A 23997-nucleotide genomic window follows, 5' to 3' on the forward strand; every position below is an offset into this window, starting at 1 on the left:
CAGCCCTCAGTTTCGCCGTGTGTTGTCCGGCACTCAACGGAAGTCTCAGTAACCTTTGTTTAACCAAATTGTCGTTTAGTTGAGTGCCGGAGCTCGTCATACGTCGCTTCGCCCGGCTAACACTCCTGCCGCAGATCTATTTTTCGGGCAGATGCACACAAACCCGGGCACTCAGCTCAAGTCTTTGATTATAAGCGGCTGGCTTTTTCGGAACCCGATGGCATGTTACAATTTCAGCCAACTGAGTGCCGGGCCGATACACACGGATTGACTCTATAACTCAGAATTGTTCATTATTCCTGTCAGGCGTTATGAGGACAGGTCTCAAAAAAAATGGGAAAAACGGGGACTGATTTCTGATAATGTGACCGAGTGTTCGTTTTCTAAAGGACATTCCGGGGATAATAAGAGTAGGTTCAAATTTGGAGAAAAACTTTGGGGATAAATCTTGAAGCCGGCGACTATTAATTTATTAGAAAGACAAGTTAGGCGGAGGAAAGGCCGGGGTAAGTCACGGGGGGAGCAAGTGTGAAGCTGAGCGAGCTGGTTGGAAAAGAGATAGTCAACATTTACGACGGGATGAGGCTTGGGACTGTGGGGGAATCGGATCTCGTGATCGACTGCGAAACCGGAGAAGTGGTTTCCATTATCCTACCAAACAAGGGCAATTTCATAAACCTATGGGTGGATCGACAAAAACTCATTATACCGTGGGACACGGTAAGAAAGATAGGTCGAGAGGTAATAGTAGTAGAACTGGACGAAACTCATCCTCGGCTCAAAAACAGCAGTGTGTGACAGATTCATCTAGTTGCGAAGTGTTGCTACTAATCGTAGCGGGTTAAGCAACAGGTCGAGACCGTCCAAGATGTTATTAACCACAATATCAGCGTGTTGCAAAGTAGAGCCACAGCATCCCTCAGGCCCTATAACGGCGATGGACAAAAGCGCCTGTTCCATCATTTCGCAGTCATTAAAGCCGTTGCCGATAGCTACTACCCCTTCAGGACGAAGGGAAGCTGTAAGCCGGGCTTTATCTTTGCCTCCTTTTTCAGGGCTTACTTTTTGTAAGGTAATGCCCAGTTCTTCGGCTACTCTGGCCCCAGTTCCGAAAGTATCTGCGGTCAGCAGAACGACCTCAAGTTGAGACTTTAGCTGTTCTATTCTTTCTTTGACTCCAGGCAACAGCTGACCATCTAGCGTCAGGGTTCCATTCATATCGAGAAACAAGTGTTCGAACACCAACTCGCCTCGTCCCGGAATGGTTACTCTCATCATTATTTCATCTCTCCTTCTTCAGCGGCTGACTCCTAGCTTGCAGATCGCGAAATATTTTTACCCCCTGAGCCTGAAGTCAAAAGTGTCCTTGGCGTACATACTGGTAGCTGAAATACACCAGTGAAGCCACCAAAACTATGACCGTGTAATAAAAAGTGTACAACCAGCGTCTTCGGGATTTGTCATCAGCGGGGGTTAGCCTGACCTGTATGTAGAGCGCTAAACTGGCTACGGTAAGACAACCGATGACCAGCAACTTGGAGGCGGCAGGGCTTAGAACTCCTATCCACACGGCACATGTCACCTTCCTCATCGTGTTTCACAAGGTCTCGTTGAAATCAATTCTATACTGAAAACACCGTTTGTACAACACGGGCAATTGGGTTCTCCGGCTTGACGCGGAGGTGAAAATATATACACTATTGGTTAAGACTCGACAATTACTGCCGTTGGGAGCAAGGCATGGCTGGTCAGTAAGAGATTGGAGGTTTGCAAGATGGACGCGAGGGTTCGAGTAGCGGTAGCTGGAGCTTTGGGCAAGATGGGGCAGGAAACGGTCAAGGCGGTTTTTGGCGACGACGAGTTGCTGTTGGTAGGAATTGTCGATCCTAAGGGTCAAGGGAAAAGGCTTTCTGAGGCTCTTGCGATTTCCGGTCTGGAACTGCCAATTCACTACGATGTGGCAGAGATGATAGACGACTGCAAGCCAGAAATAGTCATAGATTTCACTACTCCTCACACAGTCTATAGCAATGCCCGGACAATTCTGTCGCGGGGGGTAACCGCGATAATCGGTACTACGGGCTTGAACGAATTCGAGTTGCAGCAGTTGGAGACGCTTGCCGGAGAAAAAGAGGTAGGTATCGCGGTGATTCCTAACTTTGCGATTGGGGCCGTACTGATGATGAAATTTGCGAAAGAAGCGGCCAGGTATTTTCCCAATGTTGAAATAATCGAGCTCCATCATGATCAAAAGCTGGATGCACCATCAGGCACTGCCGTAAAGACGGCGGAGATGATAAATGAAGCTTTAGCTGGGATTCCTCCGCGGGCGGTACAGGAGACGGTCAAGCTCCCCGGTTGTAGAGGTGGGGCGTTGGAGGGCGTACGCGTTCACAGCGTGCGTTTGCCAGGGCTGGTTGCCCACCAGGAGGTCATTTTTGGAGGGCCGGGACAAGCTCTTACCATCCGCCATGATTCGTATAACCGCGAATCATTCATGCCGGGAGTGTTGCTAGCGGTCAAGAAGATGGCGGGCAGAAAAGGAATGGTATATGGATTGGAAAACCTGCTCTAGCTTTCAAGAATCTGGCTTGCTATACTTGATAACCGGTCATTACGGCTTAACAAGAAGCTGGAATCAGGGCTATTCTGTCAGAAGTCGATATAGGGTTTCTTGCAAGTCGGCCATTTCTTGGCGTTGGAGGCTTCTTTCGCGGTGGGGAACATCAATGGTCAAATGGCCTTTAATTCTGCCTGGACGATGGGTGAGTACAAACACCTCTTCTCCCAGGAACAAGGCTTCTTGAATGTCGTGGGTGACAAAGAAGGTCGAACGTCGTTCGGCCAGCCAGAGGTCGAGAAACGAATGCATCAGGGATAGCTTGAGCCCGAGGTCGAGGCCGACAAACGGTTCGTCCATCAGTAGAATTTCAGCAGGATATGCAAACGCCCGGGCCAAGGACACCCGTTGCTTCATGCCTCCACTAAGCTTTTCCGGATAATAGTTCTGAAATTCCTCGAGACCTACCAGTTGCAGGTAATGGGATATGGTTTGCTGGCGAGCGGAAGGTGAAAGATGATCCTTAAGCACAAAATCGAGGTTTCCACGAACAGTTTTCCATTTCAGAAGCCTGGTTTCCTGAAAAATATAGCTTATTCTGTGACCGGCAAAACCTACCATTTCCCCAGCATCGGGCTCGATGATACCGGCGATGATGTTAAGGAGGGTGGTTTTACCTGATCCGGATGGTCCGAGGATACAGGTGAGCGTATTCTCTTTCACTTCTAGGGTTAGATCCTCCAAGACCTTTAACCCATCGAATTCTTTGGAAATGTGACACAGGCTTAACGGCATGCCTCTATTCTCCCCAAGTTTTAAGTTTTCGTTCTACCGTAGCGAGGATGCTCTCGAAGACAAAGCTTATGAAGACGATAACCACGGTCCAGGAGAGAATACGAGCAGTTTCCAGGTAAATCCTGGCGTTTTGCATTTGAGTGCCGATCCCAAAGGTCGGTTGGCTCAATATCTCGGCTGCGATGATGACTTTCCATGTTAGACCCATGGCCGAAGATGTTCCTGCAGCCAAAAACGGAAGAATGGAAGGGATATAGAGCTCGAAGAGGATACGCCAGGGCTTGACTCGGAACAGTCTTGCCATTTCCACTAACTGCCTGTCGACATTCTTTATCCCCTGGACCACGTTATCGAATATAATGGGAAACGCGATGAGGAACGAGACGAATATGGGAACCAGTTCGGTGCGAAACCAGATAAGAGCGAGAAGTATGAAAGACATTACAGGGGTTGTACGGATTACCGTCATGAAGGGCTGAAGAGCCCAGAACACAACCGAATTAAATCCTGCCAGAAAGCCGGTTACGGCACCCGCTAAACAAGATACCAAAAAACCGGCCAAGCCGCGATACACCGTGGCTTCCACCGATTGCCAGAACGCGGCTGACCGGACGGCATTAACCAGATCGCGCATGGTAGTTTCCGGGGCAGGGAGTATAATCTCTGCCCCGATGACCAAAGAAAGGATCTTCCATACCAAGAACAAGAAAAAAATCGAACCGAGGGTGACCAGGCTATTCTTTATAGTAGAAGTCATTATCAGGCATTTTACCCCCTATGCTTTGAGGAGCAAAATCATAGAGCACCTTAAGAAAAGCTTCGACTGCAGGTTTGCTGGTTTGAGCATCTTCATACCGCAGGTTGCACCGGGGAATAGCCGCTTCTGCTACCGGGGCTTTCATGCCAACCCCCAGCTTTTCCGCAAGTTGACCGGCTGCGCTCGGGTTTTGATTGGCCCAGTCGATGGAATCTTTATACGCGGACAGGAACGCTGCAACGACGTTCGGGTGTTTTGCTGCCAGGTCTTTTTTTACTACCAGGCAGGTTTGGGCTAAGGCCACGTCCTTGCCGACCACTTTTTTCCACTCCTCTTGCAGGTCGAGTGTCACCTTGCAGGTATTGCTGCCCTTTAAGGCCTGGGTGACCCAAGGCTCAGGTAAAACCGCTAGCTTGATTCGGCCTGCAATCAGGCTCTGGGCTGCTTGTACCTGGTCCAGTGTATAGTCGAGCTTCACATCTGTATCCGGATTCAGGCCGTTTTTGGACAAGAGAAAACGAAAAACTATATCCGGCGTTGCGCCCTTGCCTACCACGTAGACGGTCTTACCCTTTAGATCCGCCCAGCGGTTTACCGTTTCGCCGTTTGATACGGCGTACATAACTCCCCATGAGCTCATGGCCGCCAGTTGGTAGGGAACTCCTTTGTTGTAAAGAGAAGCGGCCATGTTAGTGGGGAGGGCGGCGATGTCGACTTCCTTCGATACCAGCTTAGAAGTGAGCAGATCCGGGGTTTCGAGGATCTGGTAGGTGGCGGTTACTCCTTCGCCCAGAGCGGGTTTCGATTCCATCATCTTGACCATGCTCAAGGCAGTGGGTCCGCGCAAAGCCGCGACGTTAACCGTCAGTTTCTCGGGTGGTGGAGTAGGGGATTTTTTTTCGGTCTGGCTGGAACACCCGCCACCCGTGACCAATACCAGGGTCATCAGGAAAGCTAGCATCAAAGGAACAAGCTTTTTCACACCCATCCTCTCCTTTCTTTTTATCATGTTGTGCGACTCGTTGTCCAAACACGCACCTGGCTATATTTTAGTGTAACTGCAGGGGTTGGACAATCCTTGTCACAGGTTTGCCTTAGCAGAGACTAACACCTGCTCAACCGTGAAAACTCAAGGGACAAGGACCCTTCTGCCAAGGTTTGTAGCTTGCTCACGGCGGGCGAAGGAAAGACAAGCACCTCCTGTGTTCGGAACGAATATACTGCTACTAACCTTGCCAGCGAAATTATGAAGGAGGCGCTTTTTTGTGAGCTCGGCGCTTTCAGGCATCAAAATAGCAGTAGTCGGCGGAGATGATAGAGAACTGGTCCTGATTTCGGAGTTGGTTCGCCTAGGCGCTACCATCAGTGTTGTCGGTTTTCCCAGGAACATGGTGAAACAAGGGAGCTACGTGGTGAACACGGTGGAGGAGGCCTGTAGAGGCGCAGAGGTTCTCATCCTGCCTATGCCCGGAACCGACGTGAACGGAGTGGTACGGGCGGTTTACAGTTCTGAGCAGTTGGAACTGACTGAGCGGGCTATAAGACAACTGGCCCCCAATGCTCTGGTTATCATAGGTGTGGCCCGGCCTTTCTTGCGCGAGTGGTGCAGAAAATACCGTTTGGTTCTTATGGAGATAGCGGAAATGGACGAGGTGGCCATACTCAACTCGATACCGACGGCGGAAGGAGCCTTGCAGATAGCTATAGCCGAAACGCCGATAACTATTCACGGATCCGAGGTTTGCGTGCTGGGATTCGGGCGGGTAGGACACACTTTGGGGAGAATGCTCAAAAATCTTGGAGCACACGTAACTGCGGTTTCAAGAGATCCGGCCGAACTGGCACGGGCATACGAAATAGGATGTCGGCGAGCCGGTTTTGAAGAATTAGGAAGCCTGGTGCAGTCGGTCGACATAATCTTTAACACGGTGCCGGCCATGGTTCTGGACCGCGAGATGTTAGAAGCTGCTAACCCGGACGTTCTCATTATAGACCTAGCCGCCCAACCGGGAGGGACTGACTTCGAAGCGGCCAGCTTGCTGGGTATTAAAGCTGTTTTGGCCCCTGGACTTCCTGGGAAGGTAGCACCGGTGACAGCAGGTAGGATACTGGCCGAGGTTATCCCTCAGATTATTCTCCGGGAATTGCTGAGGGCTGACCAAAACACATCATGTGGGTGAGGGAGGGGGTGATTATGGTGCGGCTAAAGGGCGTTCGAGTCGGTACAGTGCTGACCGGTTCCCACTGTACTGTGAAGGAGGTCCTGGTAGAAATAGAGAACCTGAAACGGGAGGGAGCAATCATAACCCCAATCTTATCGTACAGCGTTGACCAGACAGACAACAGGTTCTACCGAACTGCGGATTTAAAGGCGCGTCTACAAAAATTAACGGGTGGCCCTATTATCAATACCATAGTTGGAGCCGAGCCTATCGGGCCTCAGAAGTTGCTCGATCTGGTTATTGTGGCTCCTTGCACCGGCAACACCATAGCCAAACTGGCCAACGGAATCACGGATACCCCGGCTTTGATGGCTGTCAAAGCCCATCTCAGAAACCAGAGACCGGTAGTAATCGGAGTATCCACCAACGATGGGTTGGGACTAAACGCCAAGAACGTGGGAATCCTTATGGCTACCAAGAATATATACTTCATCCCATTCCGCCAGGACAATCCAATCGAAAAGCCCAACTCTATAGTGGCGGACATGAAATTGATGGTGGAAACTGCAATTGCCGCTTTGCAAGGCAAGCAACTACAGCCTGTTCTCTTAGGGTCGGCTTAAAGCAGTATTGTTACCGTCAAAAGCCATGTGCTAAAATATTTTGTAAGTTTTCTAGTTTAAGCAAGGCAGGAGGTTTTCACCATGGCAATGGTTAAGATGGCGGTGGTAGGGGCAACCGGTGCAGTAGGACGCGAGATGCTGAAGGTGTTGGAGGAAAGGGATTTCCCAGTTGGGGAACTCGTATGCTTGGCTGATCCCAAAGAAGAGGGTACCCGAGTTAAATTTAAAGGCGAAGATGTGATAGTGCGAGGGGCGTCCCCGGAGGCGTTTTCTGGGATAGATATCGTGCTCTTGGCAGTGGCGAGTGAAATAAGCGAGGCACTGGCCCCGGAAGCCGTTAAAAGGGGATGTGTGGTCATAGACAACAGCTACGCGTTTCGTTTACGCGAGGGCGTGCCGCTTGTGGTTCCTGAGGTTAATGCAGGCGACGTCGGTCAACATCAGGGCATTATAGCTAACCCCAACTGCTCTACCATCATAATGGTGGTAGCCGTAAATCCCATTCACCAGGCTGCAGGAATCAGAAGAATTGTGGTATCTACGTACCAAGCTGTATCCGGTGCCGGGATCTTAGGGATAGAAGAACTTACTAGGCAAACCAGAGCAGCGCTTGAGGAGAGAGAGGAGAAACCCGAAGTTTTTCAGTACCCGATAGCGTTTAACCTTATTCCCCATATAGATACATTCCAAGAGAACGGATATACGAAAGAAGAAATGAAAATGGTGTGGGAAACCAGGAAGATCATGCATCTGCCAGACCTGCGGGTATCGCCGACGACGGTTCGGGTCCCAGTATACCGCAGTCATTCCGAGTCTATCAATATCGAAACCGAAAGAAAGATATCGGCCGAAGAGGCGCGGGGAATACTGGCCAAAGCGCCTGGAGTGGTGGTGCAAGACGATCCTGGGGCCGGGGTATATCCCATGCCTCTTTATACTTCCTTCCGAGACGAGGTTTTTGTGGGGAGGATAAGGGAGGATGTTTCTGTCGAACGCGGGCTTAACCTATGGGTTGCCGCAGACCAGATCAGAAAAGGCGCGGCCACTAACGCCGTGCAGATCGCTGAGATAGTGGTACGGGAAAACCTCTTCTAAACAAGTTTTTGTAAGGACCACGATGCTGTACTATATATATTTTGTATATTTCAGTCGGTTTGAGTCAGGGGAATAATATTTGAGAATGGCGGTGATCAGAGTGTTAAAGTCAAGACTTCTGACGGCGATGGTTACTCCTTACGACGATCAGTTGCAGGTTGATCTCGACAAAGCTAAAAGACTGGCAAAACACCTGGCAGAAACGGGCAGCGAAGGCATAGTGGTTTGCGGGACAACTGGCGAGTCTCCGGTATTGTCGGCAGAGGAAAAGCTGAGTTTGTTCGCGGCGGTTAAAGAAGAGGTCGGGGATAAGGTTGAGGTTTGGGCGGGAACCGGCTCCAACAATACCAATGCTTCTGTGGAGCTGACGCGAAGTGCCAGCAGATTAGGGGTAAATGGGATTATGGCAGTTACCCCTTACTATAACAAACCTTCGCAGAACGGGCTCTACGAGCATTTTCGGGCTATCGCCGAGGCGACCGATTTGCCAGTGATGCTGTATAACGTGCCAGGGAGAACCGGAGTGAATTTGTTGCCCGAGACGGTCAAAAAGCTGGCTGAAGTGGAGAACATCGTCGCGGTCAAGGAAGCTAGTGGAAATCTGGACCAGGTATCGCAGTTGAGAACGCTGGTCCCGGACGATTTTACGATTTATTCAGGTGATGATTCCCTGACCTTGCCTATGCTGGCTGTGGGGGCGTCAGGGGTAGTGAGTATAGCGAGCCACATTGCGGGGAAGCGTATTAAAGAGATGATCGACGCTTTCTTTAACGGTGAAGTTGTGAGAGCCTGCCGCTTGCACGGGGAGTTGTTTCCTCTATTTAAGGGCCTTTTCATTACTACCAATCCAATTCCCTTAAAAGAAGCTCTGAACATGATGGGTCTGGATGTTGGCGGGCTTAGGTTGCCGTTAACCGGGGCTACGGACAGCGAGAAAGCCCAAATTCGCCGCATGCTTACGGAGATGGGGTACCTGAAATAGCCGAAGGTGGGAGCCGGACCTGGGTCCGGTTTTTTGTTTGTAAAATTCTTCGTAACAGCAGAATTGCCGGGTTGAAACCGCAGGTTGCGCTTTTGCTCGCTGCTTGTGGACGTGGTGCAACTTTGCTTGTAAGGGCCAATGGTTTGGTCTATAATGAAATAGTCAAGAACTGTTCGGATTTCCTGTTGCTTGTAGAACGGATTGAGCGGCGAAGGTTCAAGTTTGGAGGTGGGTGTTAATCGAGTTAGACAGGATATATGTCATTCCCCTGGGCGGCTTAGGGGAGATTGGCAAGAACATGATGCTGGTACGATACCAGGACAATATCGTTGTTATCGACGCGGGTCTGATGTTCCCAGAAGAGGAACTGCTCGGTATAGACATCGTTATACCGGATATGACCTATCTGTTCGAGAATCGGGATAAGGTAAAGGCTGTTTTGGTAACTCACGGCCACGAAGATCACGTCGGGGCCTTGCCCTATCTGCTTCGCGAGATCGACGTTCCAATTTACGGCACTAAGCTGACCATAGGAATTATCGAGGCAAAGCTGCGGGAACATGGCTTGACGGGTGCCCGGCTTAACATCGTCAAACCCAGGGATAAAATAAATGTCGGACCGTTAGAAGCGGAATTCATCCGGGTAAGTCATAGTATACCTGATACTTTGGCCATCGCCATCCATTCTCCGGTTGGAACCATCTTGCACACCGGGGATTTCAAACTGGATCAAACCCCGGTTGACGGAGAGGTTGTGGACTTCCGAAAGTTCGCGGAACTCGGAGAAAAGGGCGTACTGCTGATGTTGTCGGACAGCACCAACGCGGAAAGGCCGGGTTATACGATGTCGGAGCGGGTGGTTGGGAACACCTTCGATGAGCTCTTCGGGCGGTGTGAAGGCAGGATCATAATAACCACCTTTGCTTCCAACGTGCACCGCATTCAACAAGCAATTAATACGGCCTGCAAGTACAACCGTAAGGTGGCGGTGGTCGGGCGGAGCATGATAAATAACGTGAATATCGCTCGAGAGCTCGGATACATCGCTATTCCTGAAGGAACGCTGGTTGATGTGGAATTGATCAACCGGTACCCGGACAACCAGTTGGTGATTGTTACTACAGGCTCGCAAGGAGAGCCTATGTCGGCACTTACCAGGATGGCGACGGCTGAGCACCGTTGGGTTTCGATTCAGCCAGGGGACACGGTAATCATTTCTGCTACGCCCATACCCGGCAACGAGAAACTAGTGGCTCGGACTATCGACATGCTGTACAAACAGGGGGCAGAGGTTGTCTACGGACCGGCTACCGGGGTCCATGTTTCCGGACACGCCAGTCAAGAAGAGCTAAAGATAATGGTAAACTTGATAAGGCCCCGCTACTTCATACCTATTCACGGCGAATACAGGCATCTGAAGAAGCACGCGCGGTTGGCGGAAAACCTGGGTATTCCCCGGTCCAGGATATTCGTAGTAGAAAACGGTCAGGTGATAGAGGTAGGGAGGAAAAAGGCGGGGGTGATAGGGAAAGTCACTTCGGGAAGGGTGCTGGTTGACGGTCTAGGAGTTGGAGATGTCGGAAACATCGTGCTTCGCGACCGCAAGCAGCTTTCCTCTGATGGGATCATCATAGTGGTAGTAACTATAAACAAAGAAACAGGAACAGTCATAGCAGGACCGGACATCGTCAGTCGAGGATTTGTTTACGTGAGGGAATCTGAACAGTTGATCGAGGAAGCCAGAGAAAAAGTCAGAGAGGCTTTGCTCGTGTGTGAGAAGAAGGGCGCAACCGAATGGGCCAGTATCAAGTCTCACGTCAGGGAAGCCTTGAGCAAATATCTGTACGAAAAGACCAAACGAAGGCCCATGATACTGCCGATAATTATGGAGGTTTAACCGGAGGCCTGGCGTTACCCGCCAGGCCTTCGACTTCTTATGGGAGAGTTTTTTGGTAGAATAGAACTACTACAAGTTATCAACTGGCACCGAGTGTTGGGGGGATGGGAGTGTCAGGGAATTTAGATCGTATGGTAATAGACAGGGCGGCGAAGTGGGGTGCGAGTCTGGTCGGTTTCGCCGATGTCGAGCACAACGAGGTAGAGATGGTAGTGGAATTGAAGAACCAAGGTTGGAAGCGAGCTGTGGTTATGGCTCAGCAACTTTCTAGGGGAATCGTAGACACTATAACCGACCGTCCGACGGCCTTATATGCCGGGCATTACGCCCTGGTCAACCAGAAACTGGATATCCTTGCTCTGGAAGTAGCGTCTTTCTTACAAGACCTGGGGTGGCGGGCATTGCCTGTACCCGCTTCGGCAGTAGTGAGTGAGGAAACCTTGTCTTCTTATCTGTCTCACAGGGCAGTGGCGGCTGCCGCCGGTTTGGGCTGGATCGGCAAGAACCAGTTGTTGATCACACCTGAGTACGGACCCAGAGTAAGGTTAGTGACGGTTTTGACCGATGCGCCTCTTAAGGCCGGCAGCCCAATCAAAGAACGCTGCGGCAAGTGTACCAGGTGCATCGATGCTTGTCCGGTGAAGGCCATCAAGGACACAGACCTCGCGCTGAGAGACCGTGAGGCCCACCTCAACGTGCATGAGTGCAACCAGCACCTGTGGGATTGGCAGGGAGAACTGGGTTATCGAGTCTGCGGGGTGTGTATGCGGGTGTGTCCTCACGGCCAGTAAATCGTGCTGTATGGGTAAAATGCGGCCTTTGAGGGAGGTGCTACCTTGATTCAAGCGAAGGATATCATGACCCAGGATGTAAAAGTTGTGAATACAGACGACAGCGTGGGCGGAGTCATCCGGTGTTTCTTGGAAGAGGGGATTACCAGCGCGGTGGTGGTAGACAATGACAACAAGGTTAAGGGGATAGTTACCGACGGTGATATACTGGCCGCTGTCCGGCAACGCCGTCCGGTGGTCGTGGACGTCATGAGTTATTTTTGGGCCGTGGGAGATGAAGAGGACTTCGTTGCCAAGACGGACGCTGTTAAGCAGAAAAAAGTGAAAGAAATAATGACCAAGCACGTGGTTACAGTAACGGAAGACACAAGTATTCCCGAAATCGCACGTCTGATGGTAGAAAACGGCATAAAACAGATACCTGTGGTGCAGTCAGGCCGAATAGTAGGCTTGATAAGGCGCAAAGACATCGTAAAGGCCGTAGCCGAGGCCGCGGGAGAACTATAAAACTTTTCTATGGGGATGAGGACATTGCAGGTTCAAGTCAAAGAGGTTGAAAAGGTAAACTGGTCGGCGATAATAGTGGTTGTTTTCGGTACTTTCATGGCTCTGCTTAACAGCAGCAGCGTGAACGTTGCTATACCAAAACTCATGACGGTTTTTGGGGCTTCGCAAGACAGTATCCAATGGGTTTTGACCGGCTACATGCTGAGCCTGGCCGTGGTCATGCCCGCCGCCGGATATCTGGCGGACAGATATGGATACAAAAGGGTTTTCATAATCGCGTTGAGCCTCTTTACTGTCGGATCCGCGCTTAGTGGGCTGGCTTGGAATGTATCCAGCTTGGTGGCAGCCCGGGTCATACAGGCCATAGGTGGCGGGGTCATGCAACCTCTTTCCATGGCTCTGATCTACCGCAACACGCCGAGAAACAAAATAGGGACCGTCTTAGGGATATGGGGGATAGCAGCCATGGCAGCTCCGGCCGTAGGCCCTACTTTAGGGGGTTACCTGGTTGACTATGTGGGGTGGCGGACCATATTCTACGCAAATATCCCTGTAGCCATTCTTGACCTGTTTCTGGCTTTCACCTACCTAGAGGAGACCCCTTCGGTAGTAGGCAAAGAATTCGACAAGTACGGGTTGCTGTCTTCGAGCGTGGGGTTCTTCTGTCTGCTTCTAGCCTTGAGCAAGGGTGCTAGTAAAGGCTGGACATCGCCGTTTATCCTGAGCCTGCTTTTGATCAGTGCGGTTGCCCTGACCTTCTTCGTAATAGTTGAGCTGAGCCATCCCGAGCCTATAATGGAGCTCAGGTTGTTCAAGAACTTCGTATTCACGCTCTCACTTGTTATAACCTCGGTTATTTCCATCGGCATGTTCGGGGCTATCTTCTTAATGCCTATTTATCTTCAAAACGTCATGGGCGTGTCAGCCATGAAATCAGGGCTCATTACCATGCCGTCCGCTATCGCCACTGCCGTGGCCATGCCGGTAGCCGGCCGTATATTCGATAAATACGGGGCAAAAATAGTAGCTCTTCCCGGCCTGGCCGTAATTACGGTTACGACATACATGATGCACAGATTCAGTTTAGTTACGCCGTTTTCCTGGATAATCTGGTTGTTGGTAGTAAGAGCGATTGGCATGGGCCTTTCATTGATGCCGGTAACCACGGCGGGAACCAACACCGTCCCTTTGACTCTGATTGGCAGGGCTTCTTCCTTGAATAACGTAATCAGGCAGGTCATGTCTTCCTTCGGCATTGCTATGTTCACTACTATAATGAACACGAGGCAAGCGGTTCACTTCACCAATCTCGCCCAAGGTGTGAGCCTCTCGGGGAGTCAAGCCGCAGGTTTTCAAGCCTGGATGGCCCATATTTCTCAAAGCATGGGGTGGACTCTCGGTGTGGCAAAAGTCTTGGGCCTGGCAGTAGTGACTAAACATGTCGCGCTCTTGGCGATGGCCGAAAGTATTGCTGATTGCTATGAAGTGGCTGCGGGCATGTGCTTTGTTGCCCTGGTTTTATGCTTTTTCCTAAGAGATCAGAGACCAGTATCTCCCAGGTTAAACTCATAACCACAAGAACAAATGCTATTAGTTATAGAAATAATCACCCGTCTGAGGCTTAGTGCCGGGTTGGCGTGAATCTCTGACTGGTTTTCCCTATGGAGTCGAGGAGGGGGGGCTAATGGTGCGGATTACTATAAACGGAAGGCAACTGGAGGCTCCGAAAGGAAGCACTGTACTGGAGGTGTGCCGGTTACACGGCATCGAGGTACCGACGCTGTGCTATGATCCTGAGCTCAAGCCTGCCGGTTCATGTAGAATGTGTGTGGTCGAGGTCAAAGGCCGGCCAACCCTTCAGGCCGCGTGCGCGACTCCGTGCGAAAACGATATCGTTGTGGAAACCGAGAGCCCGCTCGTGGTGGAAGCCCGCAAGGTGATTCTGGAACTGCTGCTGGCCCGGCACGGGGGCAATTGCCTGACCTGTGAGAAGAACGGGAACTGCAAGTTGCAGGATTACTGTTACCGTTACGGGGTGGCCGAGAGCGGGTTTGCAGAAGGAGGCAGGCCAGAATACCCGGTTGATGATCCCAACCCCTTCATCGAAAGGGATTACAACAAGTGCGTAATGTGCACCCTCTGCGTGAGGGCCTGCGAGAGCATTACCGTAGCCCGGGCTATCGGGGTGATAAACCGCGGTCACCAGGCCAAGATCGCCACTGCTTTTGACGGGAACTTGGCCGATTCGTCATGCGTTTTTTGCGGCCAGTGTATCATGGTATGCCCGACTGGAGCCTTGACCTCTAAGCTCAGTAGGGGCAAAGGTAGGGCTTACGAGGTAAAAAAGGTCTTGACTACCTGCGGCTACTGCGGCACCGGCTGTACCTTGGAGCTAAACGTTCGCGAAGGACAGGTTGTGGGCGTGACCTCGAAACGCAGCTCCGAGCGGAGCCCGGTCAACCGGGGATCTTTATGCGTAAAGGGGCGGTTTGGCTGGGACTTTATCCATTCGCCCGAGCGATTGAAAGTGCCGATGGTTAAAGAAAACCGCGAGTTTCGTGAGGCGTCCTGGGATGAGGCTTTGGACCTGGTGGCTTCTCGCCTGAAGAAAATAAAGGAAGAACACGGACCCGATTCTATAGCCGTTTTCGCTTCAGCCCGCATAACCAACGAGGAAAACTACCTGGTCCAGAAGTTTGCCCGGGCGGTCTTGGGTACGAACAACGTAGACCACTGCGCCCGCCTCTGACACTCGGTTACTGTCGCCGGTCTGGGGACAGCATTCGGGAGCGGGGCGATGACCAACTCCATTAACGAACTCGAAAAGGATGCTAGGGCAATTTTTGTGATCGGATCCAATACCACTGAAAATCACCCGGTCATCGGGATGAAAATCAAGAAGAATGTGCTGGAAAATGGAGCCAGGCTGATAGTGGCTGACCCGCGCCGTGTCGATCTGGCTGAAATCGCCGATGTGTATTTGCGACACCGGCCGGGGACCGATGTGGCCCTGCTTAACGGCATGATGAACGTCATCATCAGCGAGGGACTGGCTGATTCCGATTTCATCGCCGCCAACACTGAAGGCTATGAGGCCATGGCAGAAGTAGTGGCGAGGTACACGCCCGAATACGTAGAAGCCATAACCGGGGTGCCAGCGGCTGATATCCGCCGGGCGGCTCGGATTTATGCCCGGGCGGAGGCGGCGGTCATCTGCTATGCCATGGGGCTGACCCAGCACAGCACCGGTACCGATAACGTAAAATCCGTCTGTAACCTGGCAATGCTGACCGGCAATATCGGACGTCCGGGGACCGGGGTTGCGCCTTTGCGGGGGCAAAACAACGTTCAGGGAGCTTGCGACATGGGCGGGTTGCCCAACGTCCTTCCCGGCTACCAGCCGGTGACTGATGAATCTGTCAGGTCCAGGTTCGAACAGGCCTGGAACGTTTCACTTTCAAGTAAACCGGGACTCACCCTGACGGAAACGGTTGAAAAGGCTTATCGAGGAGAGATTAGGGCCCTGATTATCATCGGGGAAAACCCAATGATAAGCGATCCAGATCTCAACCACTGTGAAGAAGCTTTAAAAAATCTCGACTTTTTGGTGGTCCAGGACATCTTTTTGTCGGAAACGGCCAGGTTTGCCCACGTGGTTCTACCCGGAGCGTGTTTTGCCGAAAAAGACGGGACCTTCACCAACACGGAGCGGCGGGTGCAGAGGGTGCGTAAAGCCGTGGATCCTCCCGGTCAGGCCCGTGCAGATTGGGAGATTATTTGTGAGCTGGCCTCTAGGCTGGGGTATCCCATGAGCTACAGCTCGCCAGAGGAAATCTTCGAAGAAATGCGCGGTTTGACGCCCTCCTATGCCGGAATGACTTATGCCCGCTTAGAAGGGCAAGGGCTGCAGTGGCCGTGTCCGTCCGAGGATCATCCCGGAACGGCCATCCTGCACCGGGACGGGAGGTTCACACGGGGCAAAGGGCTTTTCAGCCCGGTCGAATTCTTGGAACCCGCAGAATTGCCCGATGACGAATACCCGTTAGTGCTCACTACCGGGCGCAGTCTTTTCCACTACCATACCGGGACCATGACCCGACGCTGCCAGGCTTTGAACCAGCATGTCCCGGAAGCTGAAGTGGAAATAAACCCGAACTTAGCGGCGCAGCTGGGGATCAAGAACGGAGAAACGGTGAGGCTTTCTACCCGCAGGGGCAGTATCGAGGTTAAGGCCAGGATAACCGCTATGATAGAGGATGGAGTAGTATTCATGACTTTCCACTTTGCCGAAGCGGCGGTTAACCTGCTTACCAAGGCAGACTCGCTCGACCCGGTAGCGAAGATTCCGGAGTACAAGGTTTGTGCCGCCCGGCTAGAGAAGATGACCTAGTGAAAGGATTCCCCTGGCACCTGAACACCAACGCGGCTCTGCTTATTTTCAATTAAAGACAAGTATCATTGGACGGTTTTCGCCGTCTTCTGTATTTTTTGGGAGAAGAGGGGAGAATCTAGAGTAAAGATGGATAGCGCACAACGAAACGACGATACCAACAATACGAACAGGAGGCCCGGCATGGTAGAAGAAAAACCCAAGACAACCAAGACGGCAAAGCCCCCCAAAACGGAGAGCAAAACTGACAACCTAAAGGAGTTTGGGCAAACCGAGGTGCCCGGGTTTAGAAGCGACATCCACTGCCTTACCATTGTAGGGCAGGTGGAAGGACACATGATACTGCCGGCCAACAACAAGACCACGAAGTACGAACACGTCATCCCCCAGCTGGTGGCAGTTGAAGAGAACCCGGACATCCGGGGCCTGCTGGTAATCCTGAACACCGTCGGCGGTGATGTCGAGGCGGGGTTGGCTTTGGCAGAGATGATCGCGAGCATGTCCAAACCTTCAGTTTCTATAGTCCTGGGCGGCGGGCATTCCATCGGGGTCACTTTGGCCGTCAGTACCAGTTATTCCTTCATCGCCCACACCGCGACCATGACCATACACCCCATCCGGCTCACAGGGCTGGTCATCGGAGTTCCCCAGACATACGAGTACCTTGATAAAATGCAAGACAGGGTAGTAAGGTTCGTGACAGAACACTCAAAGGTGTCGGAAAGCCAGTTCAGGGAGCTGATGTTCAGGACAGGGGAACTGGCCAGAGACATAGGGACCGTGCTTGTCGGGAAGGACGCGGTCGACATCGGGCTCATCGATGAGGTAGGCGGGATCAAAGAAGCATTGGCCAAGCTAAGAGGACTCATCAACCACAAGGGCATACTGTCGTAACCCCGCCGCTGGCGACGAATTTATGAGAGTCGATTTTACGGACCGGCGGGCGAAACATGCCACTAGCAAGCAAGGTGTTCTTTGGGACAGGTATTTTTCTCGGTGCCGAGAAGTGGAGTTGAACCGCTGTCGAAAGAGGAGGTAGGAAGGTTGGTTTACTTTTACGTGGGACCCCAAGACATATACCAGCCCATTTTCGAACAGCGCGAAACGACGGAGGTCGTGCTGCCTTCGGGCGGGATACTGCAGGTTGAAACGTTGAGCACGGACGAGGTCCGGGTCGTCAGCTTGATGAGCACTGACCCCATGGATTTTCTCGATCCCAGGTACGCCCCGGGAAATATCATAAGCCGAAAGCTGTTCATCGTAGGAAAATAATTCCTTGACAGATAACGCCATAATATGGGATGATATGTCACATAAAAAGGAAAAAAGTCCTGATAATTTTTAATAGTTTATCGCCCAAGGTCTTGGGACTGGTGGGATCAATTTACGAGACACAAGAGGGGTATTGTGAACTGGATCGATCATGACTGAAACACGGAAAGAAAAGCGCGTAGCTCGCCAGCCCCAGATAAAAAGTGGTTGCGTTGTAGAGGGCGAGGACGAACTGGCATGAAACTTGCAATCAATCAATCAATCAATCAATCAATCAATCAATCAATCAATCAATCAATCAATCAATCAATCAATCAATCAATCAATCAATTTCATAACGTATGGTTTGCGTTTGGCAGTTGCCCCGGTGTAAGCAGGATTTGGTGGCGAGCTTGTTGGCATAGGGGCAAGAATTATCGGCTAATGGGGAAGGAAGAACCAGGCCCGGATAGTATGTATCCTGGCCTGGTTCTTATTTTATGTAAACTCTAAAAAGCCTTTGAGCCCCGGCTTTAGCAGAGTTTGGAACAAGAACCCCTGCTGCAGTTTGTAGGAAGAGGACGTAGAAATGCGTAGCTACGAATTTATAGCGAACAGGAGTGACCTACGTGTAAAGCTGAGTGGAACACGAGAAGGGATGTGCGTTGTCACGGAGACCAAGCGGTTTTGCGAACTGGTTCCTGCGGTTAGGCGCAGTATGCCGGTCTTTTTTTAGGCTCAGAGTGAACTTACGAATTCAATCCAGTTAATCATCTTAGTCATCAGAGAGGGTAGATTCACATGAGGAGCGCTGGTAACCAGCAATCAAGTACCACGGGTTTGACTCAGGTTTTCGGGATAGAGGGGTTATACAGTTGAGCGGGGTTTGGTCGCTTTGCAGACGCAGTGATGCCACAATGCAGAGACTGGATTGTTGGGTTTTCCCTGCGCGCGCTCTTTTATCTTTTGGTAGCGAGGGGGGTGGTAGTGTGCGGCGGGACTTGTCGGGAGAGGGGCTTGCATATAGCCTGCCCTGATACCCTGCCGCTGAGAGGTCATCATCGGTATCCTATCTACTCTGGTTTGAACACCGCACTTGAGGAGGGAATGGCTATGACTGAAGCTGAAAACCAACGGGCAGGATGGTTCAGGAACACGAAGGTATCTACTCTTATGGCAGGGCTTGCTGTGGTGACACTTATGGTAGTAGGGTCGCTGGTATGGCTGGCTTTAAAGGACATGGCGGTTTTCAACAACGACATGAAGGCTTTGTATTCGGACCGGATGCTGACTTCTTTACAATTAAAGGAATTTGAAACCCAATTTTACATCATGCGGGTAGCTATGACCCAGATGCTCTTTGCCCAGCGTTATGACGCTACGGCTGTGGGTCAGGTGTCGGACGTAAAAGAGAAGTTGGCCAGCACTCTCGAGCAGTATAAGCAGTCTTCCATGGGTGAAGGGCAACGCAAGCTGGTAGAAGATATCGAGAAGGGTTACCTCGATTATGTGGACCAGGCGGAAAGCATCATAGGAGTGTTCAAGAATGGTGGTCAGGTGGGGGTTGAGTCCGTTGACAGAGTAAGGCAGACGGCGAGTCAGGTGCAGTCGAACATAGATGCTTTGGTCAAACTGAACGCCGATGAAGCCCAGAAGGCGGTAGATAAGGCGAATATCGTTTACGCGGGAGCAAAGAGGACGTTCATCTTTCTCTTCATAGGATTGGCCATAATTCTTGTAGCCGGAACCTATGTTCTGAGAAGGATTATTATGGGATATATGAGCCAGGTGAACGGGGTGTTAGAGCGGCTTGGTAACTACGATTTCACGGTTACTCTGGAAACCGAAGGGAAGAACGAGTTTGCCGACATGAACCGTTCTCTGGCCCAGGTAGTGGAAAATCTTAAAGCAGCCTTGAAAGTGGTCAAAGACAATGCCGTTAGCACCAGCTCGCAGTCGCAGAGCCTGGCGGCGGTGGCCGAGGAATTGACCGCCGCTTCGCAAGAGGTAGCATCTGCCATGCAAGAGGTGGCCAAGGGAGCAACCCAACAGGCGAGCGACATGGGTAACGTTGTAGGCCACGTAGGGCGCCTTACCCAAAGCATAGAAGAGGTTTACCGGGATCTGGAGAGGGTCAGAGCGGAAACGGACAACAGCGCGAGCAAGGTCGAGGCCGGCAAAGAGGAAATGGATAAGCTCATCCAGTCTATCCGCGAGATTCAGAGAGCCTTCGAGGTGGTGGTAGGGAAGGTGAACAGCCTCATCGGGTCGGTGCGGCAGATAAGCGGCATCACCGATGTCATTTCCGGAATAGCTGACCAGACGAACCTTTTGGCCTTGAACGCGGCCATCGAGGCAGCCCGGGCAGGGGAAATGGGACGCGGGTTTGCGGTGGTGGCGGAAGAGGTAAGGAAACTGGCGGAAGAATCATCCCGGTCCACCAGCCAGATCATACAGCTCATCGCCTCTGTCAGCAGCGATACCGAAGAGGTGCTAAAAACCTCGAACGAGGTCGAGGGATTCATTACTTCCCAGACCGTATCGGTGGAGAACACGGTCAAGTCATTTGAGGACATTCTGTCGTCTGTTGACAAAATAGCTCCCTTAATTGAGTCTACCTATCTCGGAATGGACCAGATTGTAAGGTCCAAGGACGAAGTGCTGAAGAACGTAGAATCGGCAAGTGCCGTAGCCCAAGAGAACTCGGCGGCCTCAGAAGAAGTGGCGGCATCGACCGAGGAAATAACCGCTTCCTCACAGGAGGTAGCCGCTTCGGCCCAGCAGTTGGCTTCGATTGCCGAGAACTTGGCGACAGAAGTGAACAGGTTCAGGGTATGATTCTTCTTTAAAACACCGTGTCATTGACAACCGGGGGCAAACCAGGGGGACGGTTCCTGCGGTTTATTTTCAGAAAATAAACCGCAGGAACCGTCCCCCTGGTTTACTGACAAAACATACGCATTTTGCGCCGGGGTCTGTGCTATAATTTAAAAAGTTACGGGGAGGGGACTGGGAAGTGAATTATCTTGATGCTGTTATATTGGGAATCGTCCAAGGTTTAACCGAGTTTTTGCCGGTCAGCAGTTCGGGCCACTTGGTGATATTCCAGAAGTTGCTGGGCTTCCAACAACCAGGGGTGACTTTCGAGGTAATGTTGCATTTAGGTACTCTGGTTGCGGTCATAGCAGCGTTTTGGAGCGATGTTTGGGGGATTATCAAAAAGCCGCTGAGCCGGATAGTCTACCTTATTATCCTGGGAACCATACCGGCCGGGCTGATAGGTGTATTGCTCAAGCCCTTGTTTGAACAGGCTTTTGAGTCCTTGACCGTGGTAGGAGTGGGCTTGATAATAACCGGGTTTCTTTTGATGGTTGGGGAGAAGCTCGGGAGACGGGCTTGGTGGGGAAAAGAGGTTGAACAGACCTCTGTAGGCGACGCTTTGTTTATAGGGCTGCTTCAGGGACTTGCCATAACTCCAGGGATTTCCCGTTCTGGGTCGACCATCTCCGCCGGATTGTTGCGAGGCTTGGACCGGGAGTTTGCCGCCAGGTTTTCTTTTCTCCTGTCGATTCCGGCTATCCTGGGGGCCGGGATCCTAGAGGGCAAAGACATTTTGGACAGCGGTATTGCGGGCCATAGCCTTGCGCCTTACATTGTGGGGACTGTTACCGCAGCCGTTTCTAGCTACATAGCCATTCGCATTGTCATGGGCCTGGTCAAAAGAGGCCGGTTATCTCTGTTTTCTTACTACTGCTGGACCGTGGGTATACTTATACTGGCGTTTTTTAGGGGCTAGACGCTTGCAGTTAGTGGGCTGGTGTCTCCCGGACCCTCTTTGTTGTTAAGAGGGTTATTTTTGTTTGGATTTAGACACCTCTGTTAGTGCACCCAATCCATTTGCCAAATTACGGGAAGGAGAAAATCCTTCCATGGCGAAATTGTTTTGATGGGGTGAGGACGCCATGAAAAAGAAACAGGCCCAGGAACAGGCCAAGATTGAAAAAAAGGCCCGAAGCGCGGTTCGCGAAGAGATATCCGGCATTTTGCTGTTGGCTCTCAGTGTTTTTCTCATGGTGGCTACCTTAAAGTATAAAGGAAACCCTCAGGACCAAGAAGCGATCGGGATTATCGGAACCTATTTGATTATGGGCCTGGAAAAGGCGACGGGAGCGGCTCTACCTTTGGTTCCGGTTTTTCTGTTCCTGTGGGCTTTTCATCTGCTAGTTGCCAAGAGGTACTGGTCTTTACGTATGGGAGGCCTGGCCCTGGTTTCCGTATTATTTCTTACGTTCTTGAGCATTGCAAGAATTCCGGGCGGAATGGACAGCCTACAGGCAGCTGCTGCGGGTCTGGGAGGGGGATACCTGGGTGGAACAGTGGCTTACGTGTTGGTGCATCTCTTGGGCAGGATCGGGACTTACGTGGTGCTGGTCTTTGGTCTAACACTAGGAGTGATCATGGCGATAGATCAACCGTTAACGGCGTTGGTAACGAAGAGTGGCTCGCGGGTCAAGAAGTGGCTGGCAGCCCTGGAGCCACTGCTTTTTTACGAGGACGAGGACGAAGTGTTGGCGAAGGAACCAGCAGCCGCTCCGATTCCGGTTAATAAGGAAGATGCGGCTGTGCCTAGCCCGAAAGACGAAACAGAATACCGAGAGGTGGCTATCAGGATCGCCCAGCCGCTGTCGCAACAGGCGTTTGAGAAGAAAGCGGACAGTCGCCCTGAAGACTCCGAATACCGGCGTCCCCCGCTCGAACTGCTGAGTCCGGTGCAGGCGGAAAGGGGCTTTAACAAGAACGATATTAAAGAGAGCATAAAAGTGTTGGAAGATACCTTTGCCAACTTTGGTATCAAAGTGAAAGTGAATCAAGTGAGCTGTGGCCCGGCTGTCACCCGTTACGAGCTTCAACCGGCCCCTGGCGTAAAGGTAAGCAAGATAATCGGATTGGCTGATGACCTGCAGTTAAGCCTGGCCGCCCCGGGGATAAGGATCGAGGCGCCAATTCCAGGGAAGTCGGCTATCGGAATCGAGGTTCCGAACGAGCGGGTAACCAGGGTAGGCCTTCGTAATCTTTTGGCGAGCCCGGAATTTCAAGGACACGAAAGCCCTTTGGCGGTGGGTTTGGGTGAGGACATATCGGGGAATCCGGTTATTCTGGACCTGGCAGCCATGCCTCACCTCTTAATAGCTGGCTCAACGGGGTCGGGCAAAAGCGTGTGTCTCAACTGTATTATCCTCAGTCTCTTGTACGGGGCTTCCCCGGACGAGCTAAGGCTGCTGCTGGTCGACCCCAAGATGGTGGAACTCACGGTTTACAACGGCATACCTCATCTTCTGGCCCCGGTTATCACGGATCCCAAGAAAGCTTCCGTGGGGTTGAGGTGGATGGTGACGGAAATGGAACAGCGGTACCAGAAATTTTCCGAGACCGGGGTCAGGGACATCTACCGCTACAACGAGGTGAGCGGGGAACAACTTCCCTTTATCGTCATCGTTATCGACGAGTTGGCTGACCTTATGACCATAGCTCCGGTGGAAGTGGAGGATTCTATCTGTAGGCTGGCGCAAATGGCCAGAGCAGCAGGGATACATTTGGTGGTAGCTACCCAACGACCTTCGGTCGACGTGGTCACAGGCATTATTAAAGCCAATATTCCTTCACGTATCGCCTTCGCGGTTTCCTCCCAGTCCGATTCGAGAACGATTCTGGATATGGCCGGGGCCGAGAAACTCCTGGGCCGGGGAGATATGCTGGTATACCCGGTAGGCGCCCCTAAGCCTTTCCGGGTGCAGGGCGCATTCGTCTCCGACACAGATATAGAAGCCGTGGTCGCGTTTGTCCGGCAGCAAAACCTTACCACTCCTATTAGAGAAGAACAAGATATCGGGATGGATATGGTCATGGGGGATGTAGGATACCAGGACGACCTCTTTTGGGATGCGGTGAAAATCTTCCTACAGAGCCAGAAGGTTTCGGTATCGTTGCTGCAACGCAAGCTTCGCATAGGATACGCTCGCGCCGCTCGTTTGGTGGACATGATGGAAGAGCGCGGGATAATATCTCCGCCCGATGTTAACAAAAAAAGAGACATATTGATAGATGAAGAACAGTTTGCGCGCCTGTACTCAAACGACAATATGTGTTAGGATTAAATAAGCAGTTGTTTATAGAGGGTATGAGGCGG

General features: G+C 51.7%; 21 protein-coding genes. 16 read left to right on the forward strand and 5 right to left on the reverse strand.

Features of this window, described 5'->3' with window-relative positions; all coding sequences use genetic code 11:
• Nucleotides 1-528: 528 nt before the first annotated feature.
• Nucleotides 529-798, forward strand: coding sequence for a YlmC/YmxH family sporulation protein (locus tag HPY90_RS10560; RefSeq protein WP_013175197.1), 270 nt, complete (start codon nt 529-531; stop codon nt 796-798).
• A 9-nt stretch (nt 799-807) separates the two neighbouring features.
• Here HPY90_RS10560 and HPY90_RS10565 read toward each other — a convergent pair whose 3' ends face one another.
• The gene (locus HPY90_RS10565; RefSeq protein ID WP_287194340.1) at nt 808-1278 is read right to left on the reverse strand and encodes an HAD family hydrolase; all 471 of its coding nucleotides are present in this window, start codon (nt 1276-1278) and stop codon (nt 808-810) included.
• 76 nt (nt 1279-1354) lie between these two features.
• Nucleotides 1355-1570: a hypothetical protein gene (locus HPY90_RS10570; RefSeq protein WP_287194343.1), complete on the reverse strand. Its 216-nt coding sequence runs from the start codon at nt 1568-1570 to the stop codon at nt 1355-1357.
• Nucleotides 1571-1774: 204 nt separating this feature from the next.
• On the opposite strand from HPY90_RS10570, the gene dapB reads away from it, so the two are divergent.
• Nucleotides 1775-2575, forward strand: coding sequence for a 4-hydroxy-tetrahydrodipicolinate reductase (dapB, locus tag HPY90_RS10575; RefSeq protein ID WP_013175200.1), 801 nt, complete (start codon nt 1775-1777; stop codon nt 2573-2575).
• A 69-nt stretch (nt 2576-2644) separates the two neighbouring features.
• Here dapB and HPY90_RS10580 read toward each other — a convergent pair whose 3' ends face one another.
• The 3 genes from HPY90_RS10580 to HPY90_RS10590 are packed head-to-tail and all read right to left on the reverse strand — an operon-like array spanning nt 2645 to nt 5094.
• Nucleotides 2645-3355: an ABC transporter ATP-binding protein gene (locus HPY90_RS10580; RefSeq protein WP_287194344.1), complete on the reverse strand. Its 711-nt coding sequence runs from the start codon at nt 3353-3355 to the stop codon at nt 2645-2647.
• 4 nt (nt 3356-3359) lie between these two features.
• Nucleotides 3360-4112 (reverse strand): ABC transporter permease, encoded by a 753-nt coding sequence (locus HPY90_RS10585; RefSeq protein ID WP_013175202.1) that lies wholly within the window; start codon nt 4110-4112, stop codon nt 3360-3362.
• Nucleotides 4090-5094: an ABC transporter substrate-binding protein gene (locus HPY90_RS10590; protein WP_287194346.1), complete on the reverse strand. Its 1005-nt coding sequence runs from the start codon at nt 5092-5094 to the stop codon at nt 4090-4092. The genes HPY90_RS10585 and HPY90_RS10590 overlap by 23 nt, the downstream gene beginning before the upstream one ends.
• 283 nt (nt 5095-5377) lie before the next feature.
• Between HPY90_RS10590 and dpsA the strand changes: the two genes are divergently transcribed.
• From dpsA to HPY90_RS10660, 14 genes are all read left to right on the forward strand, one after another.
• Nucleotides 5378-6292, forward strand: coding sequence for a dipicolinate synthase subunit DpsA (gene dpsA, locus HPY90_RS10595; RefSeq protein WP_287194348.1), 915 nt, complete (start codon nt 5378-5380; stop codon nt 6290-6292).
• A 14-nt stretch (nt 6293-6306) separates the two neighbouring features.
• Entirely contained in the window at nt 6307-6897 is a 591-nt protein-coding gene (locus HPY90_RS10600) for a dipicolinate synthase subunit B (RefSeq protein ID WP_013175205.1), read from the forward strand.
• Between the two features lie 81 nt (nt 6898-6978).
• Nucleotides 6979-7992 (forward strand): aspartate-semialdehyde dehydrogenase, encoded by a 1014-nt coding sequence (locus HPY90_RS10605; protein WP_287194350.1) that lies wholly within the window; start codon nt 6979-6981, stop codon nt 7990-7992.
• Between the two features lie 85 nt (nt 7993-8077).
• Complete coding sequence (dapA, locus tag HPY90_RS10610; RefSeq protein ID WP_287194376.1) at nt 8078-8974, forward strand: 4-hydroxy-tetrahydrodipicolinate synthase; 897 nt, start codon at nt 8078-8080, stop codon at nt 8972-8974.
• Nucleotides 8975-9206: 232 nt separating this feature from the next.
• Nucleotides 9207-10871, forward strand: coding sequence for a ribonuclease J (locus HPY90_RS10615; RefSeq protein WP_013175208.1), 1665 nt, complete (start codon nt 9207-9209; stop codon nt 10869-10871).
• Nucleotides 10872-10981: 110 nt separating this feature from the next.
• Nucleotides 10982-11662: a 4Fe-4S double cluster binding domain-containing protein gene (locus HPY90_RS10620; RefSeq protein ID WP_287194352.1), complete on the forward strand. Its 681-nt coding sequence runs from the start codon at nt 10982-10984 to the stop codon at nt 11660-11662.
• A gap of 45 nt (nt 11663-11707) precedes the next feature.
• Nucleotides 11708-12169: a CBS domain-containing protein gene (locus HPY90_RS10625; RefSeq protein WP_273699020.1), complete on the forward strand. Its 462-nt coding sequence runs from the start codon at nt 11708-11710 to the stop codon at nt 12167-12169.
• A gap of 15 nt (nt 12170-12184) precedes the next feature.
• Nucleotides 12185-13741 carry a DHA2 family efflux MFS transporter permease subunit gene (locus HPY90_RS10630; RefSeq protein WP_287194354.1) on the forward strand — a complete coding sequence of 519 codons (1557 nt, stop codon included), beginning with the start codon at nt 12185-12187 and terminating at the stop codon, nt 13739-13741.
• A gap of 112 nt (nt 13742-13853) precedes the next feature.
• Nucleotides 13854-16559 (forward strand): formate dehydrogenase subunit alpha, encoded by a 2706-nt coding sequence (fdhF, locus tag HPY90_RS10635; protein WP_287194356.1) that lies wholly within the window; start codon nt 13854-13856, stop codon nt 16557-16559.
• Between the two features lie 183 nt (nt 16560-16742).
• On the forward strand, nt 16743-17453 hold the full coding sequence (locus HPY90_RS10640; protein WP_013175214.1) for a ClpP family protease: 711 nt from the start codon (nt 16743-16745) through the stop codon (nt 17451-17453).
• Nucleotides 17454-17603: 150 nt separating this feature from the next.
• Nucleotides 17604-17831, forward strand: coding sequence for a YlzJ-like family protein (locus HPY90_RS10645; RefSeq protein WP_273699023.1), 228 nt, complete (start codon nt 17604-17606; stop codon nt 17829-17831).
• Nucleotides 17832-18923: 1092 nt separating this feature from the next.
• Complete coding sequence (locus HPY90_RS10650; protein ID WP_287194359.1) at nt 18924-20648, forward strand: methyl-accepting chemotaxis protein; 1725 nt, start codon at nt 18924-18926, stop codon at nt 20646-20648.
• 178 nt (nt 20649-20826) lie between these two features.
• On the forward strand, nt 20827-21606 hold the full coding sequence (gene uppP, locus HPY90_RS10655; protein ID WP_287194361.1) for an undecaprenyl-diphosphatase UppP: 780 nt from the start codon (nt 20827-20829) through the stop codon (nt 21604-21606).
• Between the two features lie 166 nt (nt 21607-21772).
• Nucleotides 21773-23959 carry an FtsK/SpoIIIE family DNA translocase gene (locus HPY90_RS10660; protein ID WP_287194363.1) on the forward strand — a complete coding sequence of 729 codons (2187 nt, stop codon included), beginning with the start codon at nt 21773-21775 and terminating at the stop codon, nt 23957-23959.
• Nucleotides 23960-23997 lie beyond the last annotated feature (38 nt).

The sequence above is a fragment of the Syntrophothermus sp. genome, assembly GCF_013314835.1.
Classification (GTDB): domain Bacteria; phylum Bacillota; class Syntrophomonadia; order Syntrophomonadales; family Syntrophothermaceae; genus Syntrophothermus; species Syntrophothermus lipocalidus.

What these genes read in the sequence shown, in the direction of transcription:
- HPY90_RS10565 (WP_287194340.1), bottom strand. Translation starts at nt 1,278, where the DNA reads ATGATGAGAGTAACCATTCCGGGACGAGGCGAGTTGGTGTTCGAACAC.
- dapB (WP_013175200.1), top strand. Translation starts at nt 1,775, where the DNA reads ATGGACGCGAGGGTTCGAGTAGCGGTAGCTGGAGCTTTGGGCAAGATG.
- HPY90_RS10580 (WP_287194344.1), bottom strand. Translation starts at nt 3,355, where the DNA reads ATGCCGTTAAGCCTGTGTCACATTTCCAAAGAATTCGATGGGTTAAAG.
- HPY90_RS10585 (WP_013175202.1), bottom strand. Translation starts at nt 4,112, where the DNA reads ATGACTTCTACTATAAAGAATAGCCTGGTCACCCTCGGTTCGATTTTT.
- HPY90_RS10600 (WP_013175205.1), top strand. Translation starts at nt 6,307, where the DNA reads ATGGTGCGGCTAAAGGGCGTTCGAGTCGGTACAGTGCTGACCGGTTCC.
- HPY90_RS10605 (WP_287194350.1), top strand. Translation starts at nt 6,979, where the DNA reads ATGGCAATGGTTAAGATGGCGGTGGTAGGGGCAACCGGTGCAGTAGGA.
- dapA (WP_287194376.1), top strand. Translation starts at nt 8,078, where the DNA reads ATGGCGGTGATCAGAGTGTTAAAGTCAAGACTTCTGACGGCGATGGTT.
- HPY90_RS10630 (WP_287194354.1), top strand. Translation starts at nt 12,185, where the DNA reads ATGAGGACATTGCAGGTTCAAGTCAAAGAGGTTGAAAAGGTAAACTGG.
- HPY90_RS10640 (WP_013175214.1), top strand. Translation starts at nt 16,743, where the DNA reads ATGGTAGAAGAAAAACCCAAGACAACCAAGACGGCAAAGCCCCCCAAA.
- HPY90_RS10650 (WP_287194359.1), top strand. Translation starts at nt 18,924, where the DNA reads ATGACTGAAGCTGAAAACCAACGGGCAGGATGGTTCAGGAACACGAAG.
- HPY90_RS10660 (WP_287194363.1), top strand. Translation starts at nt 21,773, where the DNA reads ATGAAAAAGAAACAGGCCCAGGAACAGGCCAAGATTGAAAAAAAGGCC.